At 70.2% G+C, this 17,710-nt stretch carries 20 protein-coding genes; all 20 read left to right on the forward strand.

The features are described from left to right. Positions 1–2: 2 nt before the first annotated feature. The 20 genes from M4486_RS17845 (at position 3) to M4486_RS17940 (ending at position 17,684) form a co-directional block, all read left to right on the forward strand. Positions 3–1,094 carry a phage minor capsid protein gene (locus tag M4486_RS17845; protein ID WP_249478671.1) on the forward strand — a complete coding sequence of 364 codons (1,092 nt, stop codon included), beginning with the start codon at positions 3–5 and terminating at the stop codon, positions 1,092–1,094. Positions 1,095–1,145: 51 nt separating this feature from the next. Further along, on the forward strand, positions 1,146–1,841 hold the full coding sequence (locus tag M4486_RS17850; RefSeq protein ID WP_249478672.1) for a hypothetical protein: 696 nt from the start codon (positions 1,146–1,148) through the stop codon (positions 1,839–1,841). Positions 1,842–1,865: 24 nt separating this feature from the next. Beyond that, the gene (locus M4486_RS17855; protein ID WP_249478673.1) at positions 1,866–2,828 is read left to right on the forward strand and encodes a major capsid protein; all 963 of its coding nucleotides are present in this window, start codon (positions 1,866–1,868) and stop codon (positions 2,826–2,828) included. After that, complete coding sequence (locus M4486_RS17860) at positions 2,825–3,139, forward strand: hypothetical protein (protein WP_249478674.1); 315 nt, start codon at positions 2,825–2,827, stop codon at positions 3,137–3,139. Before M4486_RS17855 ends, M4486_RS17860 begins: the two co-directional genes overlap by 4 nt. Positions 3,140–3,264: 125 nt before the next feature. Continuing rightward, the gene (locus tag M4486_RS17865) at positions 3,265–3,681 is read left to right on the forward strand and encodes a hypothetical protein (protein WP_249478675.1); all 417 of its coding nucleotides are present in this window, start codon (positions 3,265–3,267) and stop codon (positions 3,679–3,681) included. Next, the gene (locus M4486_RS17870) at positions 3,678–3,998 is read left to right on the forward strand and encodes a hypothetical protein (RefSeq protein ID WP_249478676.1); all 321 of its coding nucleotides are present in this window, start codon (positions 3,678–3,680) and stop codon (positions 3,996–3,998) included. The genes M4486_RS17865 and M4486_RS17870 overlap by 4 nt, the downstream gene beginning before the upstream one ends. 13 nt (positions 3,999–4,011) lie before the next feature. After that, positions 4,012–4,356, forward strand: a complete 345-nt coding sequence (locus M4486_RS17875; RefSeq protein ID WP_249478677.1) for a minor capsid protein — start codon at positions 4,012–4,014, stop codon at positions 4,354–4,356. Next, positions 4,353–4,787 carry a phage tail terminator protein gene (locus M4486_RS17880; protein WP_249478678.1) on the forward strand — a complete coding sequence of 145 codons (435 nt, stop codon included), beginning with the start codon at positions 4,353–4,355 and terminating at the stop codon, positions 4,785–4,787. Before M4486_RS17875 ends, M4486_RS17880 begins: the two co-directional genes overlap by 4 nt. A gap of 20 nt (positions 4,788–4,807) precedes the next feature. Continuing rightward, a complete protein-coding gene (locus tag M4486_RS17885) occupies positions 4,808–5,311 on the forward strand; it encodes a phage tail tube protein (protein WP_249478679.1) in 504 nt (167 codons plus the stop codon). Between the two features lie 76 nt (positions 5,312–5,387). Beyond that, on the forward strand, positions 5,388–5,882 hold the full coding sequence (locus tag M4486_RS17890; protein WP_249478680.1) for a DUF7426 family protein: 495 nt from the start codon (positions 5,388–5,390) through the stop codon (positions 5,880–5,882). A 44-nt stretch (positions 5,883–5,926) separates the two neighbouring features. Continuing rightward, entirely contained in the window at positions 5,927–6,085 is a 159-nt protein-coding gene (locus M4486_RS17895; protein ID WP_249478681.1) for a hypothetical protein, read from the forward strand. Positions 6,086–6,121: 36 nt separating this feature from the next. Continuing rightward, positions 6,122–9,841, forward strand: coding sequence for a phage tail tape measure protein (locus tag M4486_RS17900; protein WP_249478682.1), 3,720 nt, complete (start codon positions 6,122–6,124; stop codon positions 9,839–9,841). Further along, positions 9,838–10,644, forward strand: a complete 807-nt coding sequence (locus M4486_RS17905) for a hypothetical protein (RefSeq protein ID WP_249478683.1) — start codon at positions 9,838–9,840, stop codon at positions 10,642–10,644. Before M4486_RS17900 ends, M4486_RS17905 begins: the two co-directional genes overlap by 4 nt. Before the next feature lie 12 nt (positions 10,645–10,656). Beyond that, the gene (locus M4486_RS17910; protein WP_249478684.1) at positions 10,657–11,562 is read left to right on the forward strand and encodes a hypothetical protein; all 906 of its coding nucleotides are present in this window, start codon (positions 10,657–10,659) and stop codon (positions 11,560–11,562) included. Between the two features lie 65 nt (positions 11,563–11,627). Beyond that, on the forward strand, positions 11,628–12,734 hold the full coding sequence (locus M4486_RS17915; protein ID WP_249478685.1) for a siphovirus ReqiPepy6 Gp37-like family protein: 1,107 nt from the start codon (positions 11,628–11,630) through the stop codon (positions 12,732–12,734). Then, a complete protein-coding gene (locus M4486_RS17920) occupies positions 12,728–14,260 on the forward strand; it encodes a hypothetical protein (RefSeq protein ID WP_249478686.1) in 1,533 nt (510 codons plus the stop codon). Before M4486_RS17915 ends, M4486_RS17920 begins: the two co-directional genes overlap by 7 nt. Before the next feature lie 82 nt (positions 14,261–14,342). After that, positions 14,343–16,040: a peptidoglycan-binding protein gene (locus M4486_RS17925; RefSeq protein WP_249478687.1), complete on the forward strand. Its 1,698-nt coding sequence runs from the start codon at positions 14,343–14,345 to the stop codon at positions 16,038–16,040. A gap of 39 nt (positions 16,041–16,079) precedes the next feature. Beyond that, positions 16,080–16,376 (forward strand): hypothetical protein, encoded by a 297-nt coding sequence (locus M4486_RS17930; protein ID WP_249478688.1) that lies wholly within the window; start codon positions 16,080–16,082, stop codon positions 16,374–16,376. After that, positions 16,369–17,319 (forward strand): collagen-like protein, encoded by a 951-nt coding sequence (locus M4486_RS17935; RefSeq protein WP_249478689.1) that lies wholly within the window; start codon positions 16,369–16,371, stop codon positions 17,317–17,319. Before M4486_RS17930 ends, M4486_RS17935 begins: the two co-directional genes overlap by 8 nt. Continuing rightward, entirely contained in the window at positions 17,316–17,684 is a 369-nt protein-coding gene (locus M4486_RS17940; RefSeq protein ID WP_249478690.1) for a hypothetical protein, read from the forward strand. Before M4486_RS17935 ends, M4486_RS17940 begins: the two co-directional genes overlap by 4 nt. Positions 17,685–17,710 lie beyond the last annotated feature (26 nt).

The raw sequence follows: 17,710 nt of genomic DNA on the forward strand, positions 1-17,710 counted from the left end.
CCATGCCCGCGTCTCCCGACATGGCCCGCGAGGTCGCCCAGCGCGTCCGCCTCATCTACGAGGCAGCGGAGGACCACGCGGTCCGCGTGATCACCCGGCGTCTCGCGGATGGGCTGGACGCCCCGGATTGGGCGCAGCAGAAGGCGGCCGAGCTCCCCGGTGTCCTCCAGGAGCTGGACCGGTACATGCGGCGCCTGGACGAGGCCGCACCGGCCCTGTTCGAGCGCGTGATCGCGGAGGCCTACCAGCAGGGCCTCACGGCGGCGCACCTCGACGTGAAGGGCCTGGGGATCGTCCCGGAGCCCCTCGGCGGGATCAACGCCTCCCAGGCGGTGCAGGCGCTCGTGGAGTCCCTCGTGGCGACGCAGGCGGGCGCTGCCCCGCGCGTGGTCCGCGCCGTCTCGGACATGTACCAGGACGTCACCGCGGAGACCGCCGCGCAGGTCCTCACCGGCACGGCATCCCGTCGGGAGGCGGCACGCTCCGCCCTCGGCAAGTACGCGGACCGGGGCGTGCGGGCGTTCCGTGACCGGTCCGGCCGCCGCTGGGACCTCGCGTCCTACGCGGAGATGGCGACTCGCACCACGGCCGGGCAGGCCGCGATCGCCGGGCACACGGACCAGCTCAAGGACCTCGGGCAGGACCTCGTGAAGGTCTCCACGTCCCCGGAGTCCTGCCCGGAGTGCTCGCCGTGGCAAGGCCGCGTCCTGTCCCTCACGGGACGCACGAGCGGCCGCCTCTCGGATGGGGTGCGCGTCGCCGGGACGATCGACCGGGCGCGCGCGGCAGGGTTCCAGCACCCGAACTGCACGCACACCGTGGGCCTGTACCTGCCCGGGCACTCGTCTCGGGCGAAGGCGGCGCCGGCTGACCCGAAGGTCTACGAGACCCGGCAGCGGCAGCGCTCCTACGAGCGGCAGGTGCGCGGGTGGAAGCGGCGCGCCGACATGGACGCCGCGTTCTACGGGCCGGACTCGCCGGAGGCGAAGCGGACCCGTACCAAGCTCCGTGCCCGCCAGTCGCAGTTCAAGGCGTGGCGCGAGGAGAACGGCCGGAAGTCGCTCTCGTACCGGACGAGCCTCACGGCTCGCTGACCGACAACACCATCCCCGCCAGGCGCGGGGCGATCACCCCAGGAGGGTCCTATGGCTACCGAGGCCAGCACCACCGAAAGCGGCACCACCGATGGGGCGCAGAGCGCGCCCCAGGACGCGCAGGCGTCCACCCAGGCGACGAACACGCCCCCGACCACCCCGACCCCCGCCGACCTCCGCAAGACGCAGGAGGCGCAGGACAAGGCGGCCGAGCAGGAGCAGGCCGAGGAGAGCCCCTGGAGGGACCCGCAGAAGGCGCACGTGGAAATCGAGCGTCTCCGCCGGGAGAACGCGAAGCACCGCACCTCCCGGGAGGCAGAGCGGCAGGAGGCTGATGCGAAGCTCCGCGCCGTCCTCAAGGCCGCTGGCATCGACACGGGCGAGGACGCCGACGAGGACCCACTCAAGGCAGCATCCGCTGCCCGCGAGAAGGCTGAGACCGAGGCCCGCCAGGCCCGCGTCGAGCTCGCCGTGCATCGCGCCGCACCTGCCGTCGGCGGTGACGCCGCCGCGCTCCTCGACTCCCGGTCCTTCCTGGACCGGCTCACCGACCTGGACCCGTCCGACCAGGACGCGATCACCGGAGCGATCCGGGACGCGATCAAGGACACCCCCCGACTCGCGTCCACCCAGGCGGCGGCACGCAGCAGCGCTGACTTCACCGGCGGGACCGGTGACAGCGCACCCAGCAAGTACAAGCCCGGCATGAGCATCGCGGACGGCCTCGCCGCCGACGGTGCCCACTGACCCACCCTCACGAAGGAGAACCCCATGCCTGTCACTCTGGAGCAGGCCGCACAGAACGCCACCAGCGCGTACTCGGCCGCCGTCATCGACGAGTTCCGTACCAACCCCCTCCTGGACCAGATCGTGTTCGATGACGTGGTGAACCCCGCCGGAGGCGGAGCCACCCTGTCCTACTCGTACCGTCGCCTGGTCACCGCCCCGTCGGCGCAGTTCCGCGCGCTCAACACCGAGTACGCGCCCGACGAGGTGACCACCGAGCAGAAGTCCACGCAGCTGGCCGTCCTCGGTGGCGCCTACCAGATCGACCGTGTGCTGTCGCGCGTCGGCGCGTCCGCCACTGGCGAGGTCGCTCTCCAGTCCAGCCAGAAGGTCAAGGCCGCGCAGGCCCTGTTCGGTGACGCCGTGATCAACGGTGACGCCGCCGCGACCACCGGCACCTACAAGGACTCGTTCGACGGGCTCAAGAAGTCCCTCACCGGGACCAGCACCGAGGACACCTCGGTGCACAACTGGTCCGGCGCGATGGACCAGGCCAAGGCGTTCCAGATCCTCACCGACGTGGACGAGCTCCTCTCGCTCCTCGACGGTGAGGCCGGCGTCATCCTGTCCAACCGCAAGGCCATCAACATGATCAAGGCCGCGTCCCGGTTCGCGAACCAGTACGTGGAGAAGGTCGGCCCGCGCGGTACGTCCCTCGCCACCTACGGGAACGCCGTCCTCATGGATGCCGGCTTCAAGGCCGGCTCCGCGGAGGCCGTGATCCCCGAGTCGTCCAAGCAGGTGGCGCTGTACGCCGTCCGCATGGGCCTCGACGGCTTCCACGGTGTCTCCACCGTCGGCTCCTCCGTCATCCAGGCGTACGCCCCGGACTTCACGACCGCGGGCGCCGTCAAGACGGGCGAGGTCGAGATGGGGCCGGTCGGCGTCGCTCTCAAGGCGACGAAGGCCGCGGCGGTGTTCACCAAGGTCCAGGTGACCGCCTCGTGAGCGCGGACCCGCGGGACTACCCGCTCACCCTGCCGGCGCTGCCCCGTGACGGGTCCGTGGATCCGTCGGAGGGCGACTACCTGGGGCCGACCAACGCGGGGGAGCCGGGCGAGCTCGGCAACCCGCACGGTCCCTCGGTCGTCTCCCCGGGGATCCACGGCCGGCAGGACGTCCGCCCGATCCGGCCCGGCGAGGTGTCCTCGGACGCTGCCGAGCAGGACTCGGCGGAGAAGGCCCACACGGCCGAGTGGCAGCCGGGAACGGTGCCGCCCGAGACCGAGGAGCCCGACCCGGAGGCCACCGAGGCCTGACCCTCAGACCGGACGGCGGGGCGCGGGAGCGGACCCGTGAAGGCGCAACCGGCCAGGACCCCTCCCTGGCTGCCATGGCGGCGCCTGCCAGCCCCGCCGTCCACCCTCCACAGAACGGAGCACCCATGCGCATCTACGCGACCAAGGACGACCTGCCCCAGGGCCTCGAGCCCCAGGGCGACGTGGACGCCCAGCTGGTCTACGCCTCCGCGCTCGTGGAGGGCTACACCCGCACCGCGCTCTACGCGACCGACTCCGACGGCTACCCGCTGGACGAGGCGATCGCGGACGCGTTCAAGGTGGCCGTGGTGACCCAGGTGGCCGCGTGGTCCGCTCTCGGTATCGACCCCTCGGCTGGTGTCGCGGGCACGAGCACCGGCGGCGTCGTCGCCTCCAAGTCCATCGGCTCCGCGTCCCTGTCCTACCAGGCATCGGCCCGGGCGGCCGACGACAAGGCGGCCGCGGTCTCGACGCTCACGCCCACGGCGGCATCCCTCCTGGACGCCGCTGTCCGGCACCGACGCGTGTGGGTGACGGGATGAGCGAGCTCTCGTCCATGTTCATTCACCAGGTCACCGTGGACACGTTCCAGGGGGCCGGCGCGTGGGGCGACACGTACGCCCCGACGTCGGACCCGATCGCGTGCTTCGTGGACGACACCCTCCAGCTCGTGCGCGACACGGAGGGCACCGAAGTCGTCTCCTCCACCACGGTCTACGCGCCGCTGGACGCGGCGGACCTGTTCACCGTCGGCACCGTCGTGCACCTCCGTAAGCGTGACGCCCAGGTGATCGGCGCGAACCGGCGGGATGGCGAAGCCCTCGGCCTCCCCTCCCATGTGGAGGCCACCCTCACCTGATCGGAGGCACACCGTGTCCAAGGACTTCACGTTCTCGGCTGGTGACCCGGTGGACGAGGCGGTGCGCGCGGCTGCCGCGCGTGGTCTCGCCCTCGCGGCGGAGGCGGTCCTCGCCGAGGCGAACGACAAGGTTCCCCACGAGGAGGGCACCCTCCAGCGGTCTGGCCGGGCGTCGGCCGACGAGGGGGAGCTCCGCGCGGTCATCTCCTACGACACCCCGTACGCCGTCCGGCAGCACGAGGACATGACCCTCCACCACAAGGACGGCAGGACCGCGAAGTGGCTGGAGAACGCCCTGGCATCGAACCAGGAGATGGTCCGCCGGATCATCGCGGACGCGATCAAGGGGGCGCTGTGACCACGACCCACGAGGCGATCGTGACCGGCCTCGCCGTCCTCCTCGACGGGGAGGGCATCGCGTCCTGGTCGCCGTCCGGTGCCCTCACCGGTCCCGGCCCCGTGATCGCCATGGCCGCCGTCCCCGAGGCCCCTGACCGCGTGGTCACCCTCACCGCCTACACGGTGACCGACGACCCCGCGTTCTCGGACTCCACCATCGCGGTCCAGGTCCGGGTGCGCGGCACCACGGACCCCCGCACGACGTGGGCGACCTCCGGCGCCGTGTTCGACGTCCTCCAGGCGTGGACGGGCGACCTCGGCGGCGTGCCCGTCATCGAATGCCACCGCCAGGTCTCGGCCCCCCTCGGGCAGGACGGGAACCGGCGCTGGGAGCAAGCCGACACCTACTACATGCAGACCCACACCCCGACACGGCACAGGCCGTTCTGACACACGAAGGAGAGCCACCCATGGCTACCACCGCAGACAAGGTGAGCACGCTCGCCCGCAAGTTCAAGGTCGATGTTCTCCCCGGCTCCGCTGACCCGGAGACCGAGGAGTGGATCAGCCTCCGCGGCGTCCAGGAGCTGACCCCCGGCAAGGAGGACAACCTGGAGGACGACTCGGACTACGACTCGGACGGCTGGACCTCGCAGGTTCGCACCGGGCAGTCCTGGTCCCTGGAGGTCAAGGCCCTCCGCAAGATGTCCGCGGACAAGGCCTACGACCCGGGCCAGGAGGTCGTGCGCACCGCCTCCGACCAGTTCGGCATCGACGGCACCGTGCTCGTCCGCTGGTACAACCGCGACGGCGGCGACGAGGCCTACCAGGGCCGCGCGCAGGCCGGGTTCTCGGACGACGGCGGATCGGTCACGGACCTGTCCACCGCGACGATCACCCTGACCGGCACCGGCAAGCGGGAGACCATCGCGAACCCCGCGGAGACCGCCGAGGAGCCCCCGACGGGCGAGTGACCCCTGACCGCGCGGCCCCCTCGTCGGGGCCGCGCGGCACCCCACCATCCGCAGCACCACGAAGGGACCGCACCCCATGTCCGCATTCAAGGACCTAGACCAGTTCCTGGACGACTCGCTCGTCCTCCCCATCAATGGCAAGGACTACCGCATCCCCGCGGTGTCCGCCCAGCTCGGCCTCAAGCTCCAGCGAATCCTGGAGGTCACCGAGGACGCCCAGAACAACCGCGCCTCGGACGAGGACGTGCAGGAGCTCATCTCCGACGCCGAGGAACTGGAGCTGTACCCCGACGTCCTGGGCGACGCGTACGACGAGATGCTGTCGGACGGCATCTCCTACCCGCGGCTGCGCCTGGCCGCCATCACCGCGATCCTCTGGAACGTCCACGGCGAGGACATGGCCGCCGAGTTCTGGGCCGCGGGGGGAAAAGCACCGGAGCCCAACCGGGCGCAGCGTCGGGCGCCCAAGACCCGTACGGGCGGGGCGAGTACGACGAAGCGACCGGCCTCTGGGAGTGGTACGAGTACCCGTCGCAAGCCGAGCGGGAGCGCGCGCAAGGCCGCGGGCTGACCTGGGGTCGCCTCCTGGAGCACTGGCCGCTGATCGAGGCGGACATGCACCAGGTCTACGGGGCCGACCTCGGCGGACCGATCATCCATGAGCGCACCTGGCGCTGGCTGTCCGTCCGCATAGTCCAGCTCCTCACCGAGTCCACCACCCGGCTCCACCGGGCCATCTACGGAGACAACACCCGAGGCACCTCGGGGACATAGCGAACGGGCTGCCGCCCGAGGACGGAGGGCGGCCGTATGGCGCTGTCGATCGGTGAGCTGAACGGGTACCTGGGCCTGGACATCGCCGGGTTCTCGGACAACGTGAAGGACGCGCTTGGGCAGCTCAAGTCCAAGGACTGGAAGAAGGCGGGAGCGATCGCCGGGGGCCTCTCCGGTGCCGCTCTCGCCGCCGGCTTCAAGTCGAGCATGGACCTCCAGTCCGCGAACGCGCAGACTGCCGCCCAGCTCGGCCTCACCGAGGACCAGGCGGCCGTGTCCGGCAAGGTCGCCGGGAAGCTCTACAGCGAGGGCCTGGGCGAGTCCATGGAGGACGTGTCCAACGCGACCGGCTCCGTGATGGGCGCGTTCTCGGACCTCCGCAACGCCTCCCAGTCCGATATCGAGGCCGCGTCCCGGTCCGCCCTCCAGTTCTCCAAGGTCATGGGCACCGACGTCGGGGACTCCGCCAAGACCGCCGGGATCCTCGTCAAGAACGGGCTGGCGAAGGACCCGCAGGAGGCGTTCGACCTCCTCACCGCCGCATCGCAGAAGGCCGGCCCGCAGATGGTCGAGCCCCTCATGGACGCGGTGGACGAATACTCCAAGCACTTCGCCATGGTCGGCATGGACGGCAAGGACGCCATGTCGATCCTGTCCGAGGCCGCTGCCGGCGGTGAAATCTCGATCGACAAGGCCGGCGACGCGATCAAGGAGTTCGGGATCCGCGCGACGGACCTGGGCGACAAGGGCGCCCAGGACGCTCTCAAGGCGCTCGGCCTCGACGGGGAGCAGGTCGCGAACGACCTCCTGGCCGGTGGGGACAAGGCGAAGAAGGCCACCCAGACGATCGCGGACTCCCTCCTGGACGTGAAGGACCCCGCCAAGCAGGCGTCCCTCGCCTCCGGCCTGTTCGGCACGCAGATCGAGGACATTGGCAAGGACCAGCTGCCCGGGTTCCTCGGAGCCCTGTCCGGCGCCCAGGACTCCCTGGGGGACACGGCCGGGGCGACCGACAAGGCCGCCAAGACGATGAGCGACACCGCCGGCGCGAAGCTCAAGAAGTTCGGCCGGCAGATCCAGACCACGCTCATGGAGATGGCCGCCCCCGCGGTCGAGTGGATCACTCCGCTGCTCAACGGCCTGGGCGCGATCGCTCCGCTCGTCGGCCCGATCGTCGTGGCCCTCGGTGCGCTCGCGGGCATCATCGGCCTGGTCAACCTGGCCACGTCAGCATGGGCCGCGATCACGACGATCGCCGCGGGCGCGCAGAAGGTCGCGGCGGCCGCCTCGTGGCTGTGGAACGCCGCCCTCACGGCGAACCCCATCGGCATCGTCATCGCGGCGATCGCCGCGCTCGTCGGGGGCCTGATCCTGTTCTTCACCAAGACGGAGACGGGCCGGAAGATCTGGGCGTCCGTGTGGGGCGGCATCAAGGCCGCCGCCGCCGCGGTCGCGGACTGGTTCACCGGGACCCTCGTCCCGATCCTCCAGGCCGCCTGGGACGGCATCTCGGCCGCCGCGATCTGGCTCTGGCAGTCCGTGTTCGTCCCAGTCTGGCAGGGCATCCGCGCCGCGGTCGGCGCCGTGGCGGGCTGGGTGACCGGGACCCTAGTCCCTGCGCTCGCGGCCGCCTGGCAGGCCATCGCCACCGCCGCGCAGTGGCTGTACACCAACGTGATCCAGCCAGTGTGGACCGGAATCAAGGTCGCAATCGCCGTCGTCGTCGCGGTCGTCATGACCTACATCGACATGTGGGTGGCCGTTTTCCGGAACGTCCTGGCGCCTGTTTTCACCTGGCTCTACCGGTCGGTAATCCTGCCCGTCTGGAATGCGATCAAGTCCGCCATCGGCGCGGTCGTCTCCTGGTTCCAGAACACGGCGTGGCCTCTCCTGCAGAAGGTCATCGGGTACGTCCAGGGCCGCTTCATCCTCCTCCGGCGGAAGCTGCTGGAGACGTGGTCCGCGATCCGGGACAAGATCATCGCTCCAGTGGTGGCCTGGTTCCGGGACACGGTGGCTCCCCTGTTCGAGCGGGTTATCGGCTACATCAAGGGCCGATTCGTCATCTTCCACCGGAAGCTCAGCGAGGTCTGGGGCGCCATCAAGAACAACGTGATCGCGCCCGTCTACTCGTGGTTCAAGAATACGGTGGTCGCGGGGTTCAAGACCGCGGTGGACAACGTTAAGGCCGGGTTCGAGTTCCTCAAGTCGAAGCTTTCCGCGGTTTGGAAGGCCGTCCGGAATACGATCATTTCCCCGGTCTATTCTTGGTTCAAGAATACCGTGGTCGCCGGGTTCACCACCGCCCTCGGGAAGGTGCGCTCCAAGTTCCAGGCGATGAAGGACAAACTGTCCAGCATCTGGAAGGCCGTCCGGTCCAACGTGATCCAGCCCGTCTACTCGTGGTTCAAGGACACCGTGGTCGGCGGCCTCAAGTCGGCCGCGGACAAGATCGGGTCCGCGTTCAAGACCATGAAGTCCGCGGTCGGCAAGGCCTGGGACGGCGTGAAGGCCAAGGCGAAGGCCCCTATCAAGTTCGTCGTGGACACGGTGATCAATAAGGGCATCGTCAAGAACTTCAACAAGATCGCCGGGAAGTTCGGCGTGGGCAAGCTGTCCGAGGTGTCCGCCGGGTTCGCATCCGGTGGTGTCCTCCCCGGGTACACGCCGGGCCGCGACGTCCATTCGTTCTACTCCCCGAGCCTGGGCCGCCTGGACCTGTCCGGTGGCGAGGCGATCATGCGCCCCGAGTTCACCCGCGCAGTCGGTGGCCCGAGGGGCGTGGCACGCCTCAACGCTGCCGCGGTCAACGGGCAGACGTTCTCGGACGCGTTCTCCACCGGAGGCGTGTACGGGGCAGCGAGCGCGGGCCGTCACGCGTACGCGGGCGGCGGCGTCCTCTCGTGGATCAAGGACAAGGCGTCCAAGGGCGCGAACTGGCTCAAGGACAAGGCCTCCTGGGTGAAGGACGTGGTGTCCGACCCGCTGGGCGTGTTCAAGACGTTCGCGAAGGACCTCCTGGGCGGCACTCCCGCGGCCGGGCTCATGACCGACCTCGGGAAGGCCGCGATCAACAAGGTTGCGTCCGGCATCGGGAACTTCCTCAAGGGGAAGAACGACGAGACCCCCGGCGGGGTCCCGGCGGGGACCGGCAAGGGCGGGTCCCTCGGGTGGGCGTCGTCCGTGGCCAAGCGGTTCGGGCTGACGATGACCTCCGGCTACCGGCCGGGCGCCAGGACGTCCTCCGGGTCGCTGTCCATGCACGCGCAGAACCGTGCCCGGGACTACTCGAACGGCTGGGAGACCCCGCAGGAGATGCGGTTCTTCAACTACATCCTGGCCAACTCCAAGCCGACCGAGCTGCTCTACACCCCGGCGGGTGCCCGGAACGTCCACCGTGGCGGCCGGCAGTACGCGAACAGCGGCACCCTCGCCCGGATCCACCACAACCACGTGCACGTCGCGTACAAGCGCGGCGGCGTCCTCGGGGACCTCATGGGCCGCGGGTACGCCTCGGGGACGCTCAACGCGACCCCGGGCTGGCACATGGTCGGGGAGCAGGGGCCCGAGCTCGTCCGCTTCCGTGGCGGCGAGCAGGTGAAGAACGCCCGCGACACCCGGGACCACGTGGCCCAGTCCGGCGCCGTCTCGGTGACCAACCACTTCCACGAGGTGGGCGGTGAGGCCGCGGAGGTCGCCGCGCAGCGCGTGCAGAACAGGATGATCCGATCCATGCGAGAGGCGGTCCGAGGATGAAGGCGACCATCGGCGGGATGCCCCTCAACGGGGGCGCCTGGAAGGTGCTGGGCACGGAGGGCCTCCTGGACTCGCCCGGGTTCCAGGTGCCCTCCGTGGAGCGGCTCCGCCACGGCGCGCTCGGCGGGAAGGGCCGCGCGCAGGGTCGCACGGTCAAGGTCACGGGCCGCGTGGAGACGACCTCCGCCGCGGAGCAGATGCAGGCCAGGAACACCCTGGCAGGTCTGTTCCGCGACGGCGGGTCGTCCACTGCCGTGATCGAGAACGGCGGGTTTGAGCTGTCCTCCGAGGTGCAGCTCATTGACCAGGTGACGTTCAGGCCCATGTCCGTGTTCTATGCGTCCTGGGAGCTGTCCCTCTACTCGGTGGATCCGTTCCTGTATGGCCCGGACCGGGTGTCCTACTCCTTCCCGGGCGGCATCGGTGTCGGCCTCGCGTTCCCCCTGTTCGGGGCTCCTGGGGTCCTCACCTACGGGACGGCGGTGGACGCGGACCAGCCGGTCACGAATCAGGGCACGCAGATGTCCTATCCGACCATGTACATCGTCGGGGACTTCCCCGGGGGCGTGCAGATCACCGCGGCCGGCCGGACGATCCTCTGGCCGTGGCCCACGGATGCCCGGCAGCCCGTGCGGATCGAGCAGACCGGCACCGTCTGGGTCGGCGCCTCGAACCTCACGAACCAGGCCCGCACCCGGCAGTGGATGCCTCTAGAGCCGGGCGACACCTACACCCCCCGCCTGTCCGCCCTCCAGGGCGGCACGGGCTACTTGGAGACCCACCAGCGGGATCCCTACGTCTAAGGAGACAGCCTCATGACTCACGGCATCGGCAAGCCCCCGATCCAGGTGGGGGAAGAGCCCACACCGGAGACCATGCCCATCTTCGAGGGCTCGACTCCGGAGGACATGCAGCGGTGGATCTGGTCGCTGTACCGGTCGCAGGGTCCCGCGCTGGTGCGCGGCGCCGTCGTTTCCGGCACCTCCAGCATGGAGTACGCCGTGGAGGACGGCGTGGCGATCTTCCCGGGCGGGGAGGCACAGACCATCGCTGTCCCGTTCGCGGCGACGACCGTGGCGACACCGGACGCGCCCACGTCGGGCACCCGCGACGACTACATCTACGTGACCGACGAAGGTGCCGTGCAGGTCCGGGCGGGCTCCAAGCCGGCCGGCACCGCACTCCTAGACGTGTACCGGGTGCCGGCGAACGCGACGGCGACGACAGCGGCCGCGTCCACCCTCGGGAACCGGACCTATGCGCCCCTGTTCGGGGCGTCCATGGGCCTGGTCGCGTACTGGAAGCAGTCGGCGGCGGACAGGGCGAAGCAGACCGACCCGCGGAAGCTCATGGGGACGCTCACGTTCACCCTGGAGTCCGATCGGCGCGTGGATATGGGCCTCCAGGTCTGCTACGAGATGAAGCGTTTTGCGAACCGTGGTGAGGACGTCGGCAAGCGGGCGTCCTACATCTGGGAGTTCGAGATCGACTCCGAGCTGGCCCGCACGATCGTCCTCGGCGTGGAGGACTACGCCGAGGTGAAGCAGAACCGGGCGACGTTCAACCTCCGCGCCGGCACCCACAGGATCAAGCTGTACCGGACCCGCGGCCTCGTCGGCACCTCGCACCCTGACGAGGACTATCCGGTGATCCGGTACCAGGGCAAGGAGAACTGGCCGGCGACGTCCCTGTCCGTGATGGACGTGGGGGCGATCGAGTGAGCGGCGGGGAGTGGCGCGCGTACCTCGGGCACACCATGTCCGGCGCCCGCGGGACCCCTCTCACGGTGTCCGCCGGGACCCTGACCCACACCCTGAACGGGCACGACGAGCTGGACATCACGTTCGCTCGGTCCGACCTCGCGGGCGTGGACGAGTCCTGGTGGCAGTACCTGTCCGGCACCGTCCTCGTCACGTACACGGATGCGTCCATGGAGGAGCGGATCGTCTCGGCGTGCCCCATCACGTCGGCCCACCCGGAGGAGGACCTGGAAAACGACACCCTCACCCTCCAGGCCAAGGGCGTGTCCTGGCTCCTCGAGCCTCGCGTGGTCCTCACGAAGGACTACACGGCGGAGGACGCCGCAGACATGCGCGCCACGAACGTCGCCGTATCGGACCGGTCGTTCCGGGCGATCGCCGCAGAGGTCGTCTACCGGGCCACGGACATCAAGCGCTCCGGGCACCTCCCCATCGTCCTCCCGTCCCGCACGGAGCGGGGCGACCACGAGCGCACCTACGAGGGCTTCAACGTCGCGAACAACGGGGCGTGGAAGCGCCTCCAGGAGCTGACCGAGGTCATCGGCGGCCCGGACCTCCAGTTCCGCCCGGAGTGGGCGGACGAGGAGCACACCCGGTTCCAGTGGCGGCTGATCGTCGGCACGGACGCCCAGCAGACCCTCCCGCAGACCCGGAGCATCCAGTGGGACGCGACCTCGGCACGGACCGACGTGTCCTCGGTCTCCGTCACCTCCGATGCCACGCAGCTCGCGCATCGCGTGTACGCGACCGGCGCGGGGGAGGGTGCGGGGATCACCCTCGCGCAGGCGGACGTGGCGACCATCCCCCAGTGGATGCCGCTGGTGGAGTCGGTCATCTCCGACACGGACGCGGAGGACGAGACCGGGACGGCGCTCCTCGCGTCGAAGGCGAAGGGCGCCCTGTCGGATCGGTCCCTGGACCAGGTGTCCCTTACGGTCCGCGCGGACCCGCTCCGGCAGCCCATCGGCTCCTGGTGGTGCGGGGAGCTCGCACAGGTCACCACGGGCGGTCTCATGTCCGTACCGGACGGGGACCACTGGCTCCGCCTCATCTCCTGCAAGTACGACCTGGGCTCGGACGTGGTGGACGTGGAGTGCCAGGAGGACCAGCTCACGGAGGCATACGAATGGTGAAGCGGCTCAACCTGAACCCGGACCAGGCGACGGCCATGGCCGACCTGATGGCGAAGCTCTCGGCCGCGGCGCGCGCGAAGAACACCCCGACAGCTGGTGTGAAGGACCTCGGCACCGCCGGGAACGTCACGTGGACGCGCGGGGACGGCATAGCGGTCGTGTCGATCCGCGACGTGGACGCCGACCTGGCGGACGCACGTGGGCGGCTGGACGACGCGGAGGGCACCCTCGCGGATGCCGCCGAGCGCATCGAGGACGCCCAGGAGACGGCAGACGAGACGAAGGCGCGGTTGGACGACCCGTCTGCCGACCTCGCGGAGGCCATCGTCCAGGCTATGACGACGGAGACTAAGTTTCTGGTGGTCACGGATGAGGCGATCCTGAACCATGCCACGCTCCTCGGGGAGACCGTGGTCGACCAGATCAACGTGAAGGGTAAGCTCGTCGGCACAGACGGTGTGTTCACGGGTACAGTCGACTTCGCGAACGTCAACGTCACCGGGGAGGTGCTGGCGCAGGAGGTGTCTGGTAACCGGATCACGGGATCGGACATCATCGGCGGCATCGTCCGCACCTCGGAGACCGCGGTGGGCGGAGCCATCCGTATCGACCAGGCCAACGGCATCCGCGGCTGGGACAAGAGCGGCAACAAGACGTTCCAGCTGAACTCGAACGACGGATCGGTGGACATCGCCGCCCCGCTCCGAGCGATGGACGACAACAACCGAGGCGTGTTCATCGAGCCCACCACGGCGCTCGGGGCCGGGGGAGTGTTCTTCACCGACGATGGCAGGCACACCTCGGACACGGCCGGCATCTACCGCGACTCCTACGCGAATGTGCGTGAGCCGATACATATTCGCGGCGCACACCATTCGGGAGTCATCGCCGATGACGGGCTGACCGTGACGAATGGCTCCCTGGACGTCGCGCAGGGAGTCGTCGCCGGATCGGAGATCGCCACCCCAGGCATCGTGTACTGGGGCAATGGCGGCCTGAACCTCCGCGGCGAGAACGCGACCATGGCCCTCCGCAACGACTCCAAAGGCTCCGGGTGCGTGGTCGCCCCACCGATCTACCACCGCACCTACTCGGGCACGTCCTCGAACGTGTACGTCACTTCGGCGGGCACCCTCGGCCGGTCCACGTCCTCCCGCCGGTACAAGAAGCACGTCTCGGACTGGGCGCCGGACCCGGACACGGTGCTCGCGCTCCAGCCCCGCCGTTGGAAGCCCCGCGTGGGCAACGGCGACGGGCTGATCGACGGTGAGCCGAACGGTGACTACTACGTCGGGTTCATCGCGGAGGAGGTGGACGAGCTCGGCCTCACGGAGCTGGTCGTCTACTCCGAGGACGAGGACGGGAACGCCCGCCCGGAGTCCCTCGCGTATGACCGGTTCTGTGCCGCGCAGCAGGTCGTGATCCAGCGGCAGGAGGCCCAGCTCCGGGAGCAGGCCGAGCAGCTCGCCGCGCAGGACGCCCGCATGGACGCCCTGGAGGCCCGCCTCACGGCCCTGGAGGCCTGACCCCGCCTCACCCCACACCCGAGCCCTCACCATCCGGTGGGGGCTCTACTCATGCCCGCGTGCGGGCGGAATGGAGACCCCCATGGCATACGCGAACGGGCAACTGCCCACGTCCGCGCTCACCGCCCTCCCCACCTCATGGTCCAACGCCGGCCGGCAGGAGTACCTGGAGGACGGCGCCGCCGCCTCGCTCGGCCGGATGCTGATCCGCGCCGTGGCGCACACCGGCCAGAACTTCCAGCTGTATGACGCCTACCGGCCCCTCTCGGAGCAGGTGGCGATCCTCAAGCGCTACTACCGGCGGGTGCACCGCGGACGCTCCCTCTCGACGGATCGGTCCTGGGACGGGTCCACGTGGGCGAAGCGGGCCGGCTTCCCGGCGGCCGCGTCACCGGGCCACTCGAACCACGGGACCGGGCACGCGATTGACCTGTACCCGTCGAAGATCCAGGCGTGGGTCCAGAAGAACGGGCGCGCGTACGGGTGGACGTGGGATGAGGGCCGGAAGCTGGGCGAGGGCTGGCACTTCGTCTACCAGCCCAGCCTGGACCGGTTCAAGGCCGAGGGCACGGTGCCGATGGAGAAGCTCCAGAAGGCCCTGGGCGTCACCGCGGACGGGAAGTTCGGGACCGGGACGTGCGCGAAGGTGAAGGCGTGGCAGAAGGCCCACGGGCTCACCGCGGACGGGATCCCCGGCCCCGACACCCAGGCGGCGATCCTGGCGGGAAAAGCTGAGGCCGCCCCGGAGGCGGCTGCCCCTGCCGAGTCCGTGACCGCGGAGTCCTCCACCCCCGTCCAGGACGCCGCAGCGACCCCGGGCTGGATGCCCGGCGCCGACACCTCCCAGACCTGGGACGGGAACCCGCACAAGGAGACCGTCGGGAAGCTCGTCCTGCACACCACGGAGGGCTCCGGCTTCACCGACTACTCCGGCGGCTCCATGGCCCCCCACTTCACCGTGAAGCCCGGCCCCGCGGACTCGGACCACATCCGGCAGCACATCCCCACCACCGAGGCGTCCAAGGCCCTCGCGCACCCCTCCGGGACGGTGGAGACGAACAACGCCGGGGTCGTGCAGATCGAGTTCGTGGGCTCCTGTGATGCGGACTACGCGGAGAAGCACGGCCTGTTCTTCACGGAGGACGCGGACGACGACGACCTGGAGGCCCTCGCCGCCGTCGTCGCCTGGGTCCACGCCGCCCACGGCATCCCCCTGGAGACCGGCCTCCTCTCGTGGCCCACCACGAACGCCGCGTACGCGACCGCGCCGCAGCGCCTCACGGATCACGAATGGGAGGAGTACCGGGGCGTCCTCGGCCACACCCACGTGCCCCACAACGAGCACTGGGACCCGGGCGCGTTCCCCGTCGCCCGGCTCCTCGAGCTCGCCGGGGGCGCGGCACCGAAGGCCACCACCACACCCACCACGTCCTCGGTCACCCTGCCCGAGGGGAAGGACCTCCTGATGAAGCTCAAGGACCTGCCCGACTTCCCGCTCCTCCGCACCGCCGAGCACCTGTGCTACTACGGCGACGAGGACAAGATGGAGTCCGTCTCCGGGAAGATGCCGAACTCCCTGAACCCGGGGGACATCACCGGCACCGGCACCTCCTCCGGCGCGCGCGGTCTCAAGGCCTGGCAGAAGAAGGTGGGCCTCAAGGCCGACGGACGGTTCGGCCCCGTCACCGACCAGGCCGCCCGGAAGATCCAGCAGGCCGCCGGGCTGACCGTGGACGGCAAGATCGGCCCCGCCACGTTCTATGCGGCATGGCTGATCTGACGAGGACGCCGTGCGTCGGCAGGAGGTGAGGAGCGTGGCATGGACTGGGACTCCCTCGGCCCGCTCGGCGTGTTCCTGTCCACGCTCGCTGGGGGAGTGGTGTGGGTCATGAACCGGATCGACAAGGGCAAGCGGGCACGCCGGGACGATGCCCTCAAGGCCGCCGACGAGCGGCTGGAGGAGAAGAAGAAGGACGTCCAGGAGCGGGACGCGAAGATCGCGCTCCTGGAGGAGGAGCTCCGCCTCGCGAACGGCGAGCGGCACTCCTACTACTGGCAGCTCAAGGACAACGGCATCAAGCCGGTCCCCGGATGGCGGGAGGCCCGCTATGTCTGACCCTCATTCGATCCGAGACCCCGAGCTCCGCTCGGTTGCGGAGGAGGATCACCGGTCCGATCGGCGCGCCGCGATCGTCCGGGCCGTCGCGATCACGGCGGCGGTCGTGGCCCTGGTCGTGTCGGGCCTGTCGTTCTGGCAGGCCCGCGAGGCCCGCGCAGAGAACGCCCAGGCGCAGACGGTCGCGGCGGACGCGACGCAGGAGAAGAAGGACACGGCCCGGTCCGTGTCCGAGCTCTGCCGATCCGGGGAAGTGGACCAGTCCACGGCCCGCGGGAAGCGCGTCTGCGCGGACGCCTCGGAGGATGCGACCTCGCAGCCGTCGGAGCCCGTCCAGGGAGAGCAGGGAGCGCCGGGCGCGCAGAGGCCGCAGGGCATCCCCGGCGCGGACGGGGCCGACGGCCGACCGGGCCGCGACGGGACCGACGGAGCAGACGGTGAGTCCATCCAGGGCGTGCCGGGGCCGAAGGGTGACCCGGGCGTCAACGGGGCCGCGGGCTCCGTCGGGGCGACGGGTCCGATCGGGCCGAAGGGCGAGGACTCCACAGTCCCCGGACCGAAGGGCGACGACGGTGCCGACTCCACGGTGGCTGGCCCGAAGGGCGACACCGGAGCGGCGGGTGCCGACGGGAAGTCCATCACCGGACCGAAGGGTGACAAGGGCGATTCCGTGACCGGCCCGAAGGGCGACACGGGAGCGACCGGACCCGCCGGCAAGGACGGGAAGGACTCGACGGTCCCCGGGCCCAAGGGCGACACGGGGGCAACCGGAAAGACCGGCCGCGGCATCGCCTCCGTCGCGTGCGGCGAGTCCGACGACTGGACCGTGACGTACACCGACGGCACGACGAAGACCGTCACCGGCCCGTGCCGCGTCGAGCAGACCGAGGCCCCGACGGCCTCACCCACCGAAGCACCCACCGAACAGGAGAACACCCCATGAGCGAAGCGCTCGCGTCCCTCGCGGACATGTCCCCCATCGGCGCGGTCGTCGTCATCCTCGGCGTCGTCGCGTCCGTCCTCACCCAGATCGCGAAGCGCGCGCACTGGTCCTCCGGGGCCACGCAGCTCGTCGCTGTCGGCATCGCGGTCGTCCTCGGCCTCGTGGCCGTGATCGTGTCGGGTGTCGTCGTCGGCATCCCGGGCGGCCTCGCGGACGTGGTGTCCACCGGCGTCGTCATCGTGGCGGCGGTCGCGGTCGCCTCGCGCGCCGCGTACGCGATCATCGGGAAGGCCGTCCCGGACGGGACAGCCTCGTCCGGCAGTGCCGGTGAGAACAGCCAGGAGCACACGCACCTCGCGGAGTGACCCCGCACATGAATGCGCCCCCACCC

The sequence above is a fragment of the Brachybacterium kimchii genome, from assembly GCF_023373525.1.
Taxonomy (GTDB): Bacteria; Actinomycetota; Actinomycetes; order Actinomycetales; family Dermabacteraceae; genus Brachybacterium; species Brachybacterium kimchii.